The sequence below is a fragment of the Neorhizobium sp. SHOUNA12A genome (assembly GCF_023006505.1).
In the GTDB taxonomy this organism is placed as follows: domain Bacteria; phylum Pseudomonadota; class Alphaproteobacteria; order Rhizobiales; family Rhizobiaceae; genus Neorhizobium.
The window spans coordinates 1-3,982 of sequence record NZ_JALBGV010000166.1; the positions used below are offsets into that span (position 1 = coordinate 1).

At 64.2% G+C, this 3,982-nt stretch carries 2 protein-coding genes; both read right to left on the minus strand.

All coding sequences use genetic code 11. The annotated features are described in order from the left end of the window. A partial coding sequence (locus tag MOV63_RS32070) for an efflux RND transporter permease subunit (RefSeq protein WP_247039786.1) occupies window positions 1-2,936 on the minus strand: 2,936 nt, incomplete at its 3' end. Continuing rightward, the coding region (locus MOV63_RS32075) for an efflux RND transporter periplasmic adaptor subunit (RefSeq protein ID WP_247039787.1) at window positions 2,933-3,982 on the minus strand (1,050 nt) is incomplete at its 5' end. The genes MOV63_RS32070 and MOV63_RS32075, both read right to left, overlap by 4 nt.

Here is a 3,982-nt window from a genome sequence, read left to right on the forward strand (position 1 = left end):
AGTTCGGACGAGGCGCCGGTGCCGAGCGCGATCGGCAGCGCCCCGAGCAGGGCGCAGAAGGTCGTCATCATGATCGGCCGGAAACGCCGCACGCAGGCCTCGTGGATCGCGACGGCCGCCGTTTCTCCCTTCGAGCGCATCGTCTCCACCGCCACGTCGATCATCATGATCGCGTTCTTCTTGACGATGCCGATCAGCATCAGGAGCCCGATCAGCGCGATGATCGACAGGTCGAAGCCGAACAGCTTCAGTGCCAGCAACGCTCCGAAGGCTGCAGCCGGCAGACCCGACAGGATCGTCAGCGGGTGGATGAAGCTCTCGTAGAGCACGCCGAGGACCACATAGATGGTCAGCACCGCAGCGAGAATCAGCAGCGGCGTATTGCCCTGGCTCTGCTGAAAGATCTGCGCCGTGCCGCCATAGGAGGTGAACACGTCGTTCGGCATCTGCAGCTGAGTCTTGATCTGGTCGATCGCCGCCGTCGCATCGGAGAGCGACACGCCGGCCGGCAGGTTGAACGACACGGTCGTCGAGACCAGCTGGCCGGTCTGGTTGATGGTGACCGGCGCCGTCTGGCGCACGACCGCCGCAAAATTCGAGAGCGGCACTAGCGAGCCGTTCGAGGACATCACTCTGACACCCTGCAGCATCTGGTCGTTCCATTGCTGGGTATTGTCGAACTCGGTGATGACGTCGTAACTGTCGCCGGTCGACTGGATTTCGGCGGCCGTATAACCGCCGAAAGCCATCTGCAGCGTCTTGCGCAGTTGGTCGTCGGTAATCCCGAACGACGCCGCCTTTTCCGGGTCGACCTTGATATTGGCTTCGATCGCGTTGTTCTGGGCGTCGGAGGTGACGTCGGTGAAATGCGTCCGGTCGGCGCGCATCGCGGTCTGGATCTTGTCCGACCATTCGCTGGTCTGCGAGGCATTCAGCGCCTGGACGACGAGCTGGTATTGGCTGGCCGTCGCGCGGCCGCCAAAGCGCAGGCTTTGCTGCGGCGTGATGAAGGTCTTCATGCCGGCGAACCTGGATGTCGCCTGCCTGAGTTCGCGCAGCGTCTGGTCGAGCGGCGGACGCTGGTCGCGGTCCTTCAGTTCCACCCAGATCGTGCCGTTGTTGAGCGAGCTGCGGCCATTGCTGCCGACGATCGAGGTGACGTGGTTGACCGCGGGGTTTTTCTGCACGGCGGCCGCGACCTGTGCCTGCAGGTCGCGCATCGCCGGATAGGAAATGTCCTCGCGGGCGCGGGTCGAGATCGTCAGGCGGCCGATATCCTCCTGTGGAAAGAAACTCGTTGGCAGCGTCGTGAACAGGTAAACCGAGGCGCCGACCGAGGCGAGGAAGACAAGGAGGATGACCCCCCGGTTCCTGAGGCACCAGCCGACCGACCGGTCATATCCCTTGAGCGTGCGGCTGAAGCCCGCGTCGAAGATGCGCACCATCAGGCCCGGGTGATGTTCGGCACCCGACAGACGTGAACCGAGCATCGGCGTCACCGTCAGCGAGACGACCGCCGAGGCGACGATGGCGAGCGCCACAACCATGCCGAACTCGTTGAACAGCCGCCCGACCACCCCGCCCATCAACAGGATCGGGATGAACACGGCGATCAGCGAGACCGACATGGAAATGATCGTCGAACTGACTTCACCTGCCCCCTGCAAGGCCGCCTGCATCGGCGGCATGCCATCCTCGACATGCCGCATGATGTTTTCCAGCATGACGATCGCGTCGTCGACCACGAGGCCGACCGAGAGCGTCAGCCCGAGCAGCGATATATTATCGATGCTGTAGCCGAGCACATACATGGCGCCGAACGTGGTGATCAGCGACAGCGGCACGGCAAGCCCCGGAACGAGGGTGGCGGTGATCCGGCCGAGGAAGAGATAGATGACCAGTACGACGAGGCCGATCGTCAGCATCAGTGTGAACTGCACATCCGATATCGAGGAGCGGATCGCCGTCGAGGAATCGTTCATGACGCTGATCGACACCGACGCCGGCAGCTCGGCGGAAAGTCCGGGCAGTTTTGCGCGCACCGAATCGACGACGTCGACCGTGTTGGCGTCCGGCTGGCGCTGGATGGCGAGAATGATCGACTGGTTGCCGTCATACCAGCTTCCCGCGTCGAGATTGGCAACGCTGTCCTGAACGTTGGCGACATCGCCGAGATGGACGGGTGCACCGTTCGGGCTGGCGATTACCAGCGAACGGAACTGATCTGCATTGGTGCGCTGGGTATCGGCATTGATGGTCAGCCGCTGGCTGTTGTTCTGCAGCGAACCGACCGGCGCCTGGCTGTTGGCGTTGGAGATCGCTTTGGTGACGTTGTCGACGCCGAGATTGCGGGCCTGCAGCTTGTTGGGATCAACCTCGACGCGCACCGCGTAGGTCTGGGCGCCGAAGATCGACACTTCCGCGACGCCGGGAAGCGTGGAGAGGGAAGGGGAGAGCACGTCCTCGGCGATTTCGTCGATCTTGCTGCGCGGCATCGTATCGCTGCGGATCGACAGGAGCAGGACCGGCGCGTCGGCCGGGTTCGTCTTGCGGTAGCTCGGCGGCGTCGTCATGTTGTCGGGCAATTGCCGGGTCGCATGCGAGATCGCCGCCTGCACGTCGGCGGCCGCCGCGTCGATATTGCGGTTGAGGTCGAACTGCAGCACGATCGAGGTATTGCCGAGCGAGTTGGTGGCGCTGATCTCGCTGATGCCGGGGATCGTCTCGAACTGCTTGATCAGCGGCGTCGAGACCGCCGTCGCCATCGTCTGCGGAGAGGCGCCGGTCAGCTGCGCGGAGACGTTGATGGTCGGGAAATCGACCTGCGGCAGGGCGGCGACCGGCAGCAGTTGATAACCGGCAAGGCCGGCGAGCACGGCGCCGATGGCCAGCAGCGTGGTGGCGACCGGGCGGCGGATGCAGAATTGAGGGATCATTGCGCGGCCCCCACTTCGATCGGCTGGTCATTGCCCTTGGCGTCGGCCGTCTTCTGGCCGTTGCCGAACTGCTCGACGACGGTCGCGCCATCGACGAGCTGCACCTGGCCCTCGACCACCACATGCGCACCTTCGGTGAGCCCGCTGGCAATCGCCGTGTCCGGACCGTTGGAACGTGCCACCTTGACCGGCGTCACATGAACTTTCTTGTCGTCGCCGACCGCATAGACGAACGGGCTGTCGACGCCCGGATTGACCGCCACCGTCGGCACCACGATATCCTTGTCGCCGCTCTCGAAATGCACGGTGACATTCAGCGATTGCCCCGGCCAGAGCGTTCCGGATGGATTGTCGAACCGCGCCTTGGCAAGAATCGTGCCCGAAGCGGGGTCGACGCTGTTGTCGAAGAAGCTCAAGGTTCCCGTGGCCGAGGTGCCGCCGCCCTGCGGCACGGCATCGACCGTTACGGCATTTGCCGAAGCGCCCTGCTTGAGCTGGCCGAGATAGGCCTCGGGAAGGTGGAATTTCACATAGATCGGATCGTATTTGGCGATCGTCACCACCGCCGAACCGGCGCTGAGATAGGCACCGGTGCTGATGTCGATATCACCCAGCCTTCCGTCGAACGGCGCTCGGATGTCCGTATGGTCGATTGCGATCTGATCGGAGGCAATTGCCGCATTGTCGCTCTGCACGGTGGCGGCCGCGGTGTCCTGTGCCGCCTTCGCCTGGTCGACGGTCTGCTGCGTGCCGGCATTGCCGCGCAGCAGGTCGTTGGCGCGGGCAAGCGCCGTCTGAGCCTGGGTCAGCGTCGCCTGGTCGCGGACGAGCAGCGCCTTGTCCTTGTCCAAAGCGGCCTTGGCGGTGCGGTCGTCGAGCTTGGCGATCAGGTCGCCCGCCTTGACAAAGGCTCCGTCGGTCGCGGCGATGCCGACGACGATGCCCGGCTGCTGTGCAGCGATCGTGGTATTCTGGTCGGCATTGGCCGCGCCCGAGGCGGTCACGTCCATTGGCAGGGCGGTGCGGGTGGCGGCGACCGTCTTCAC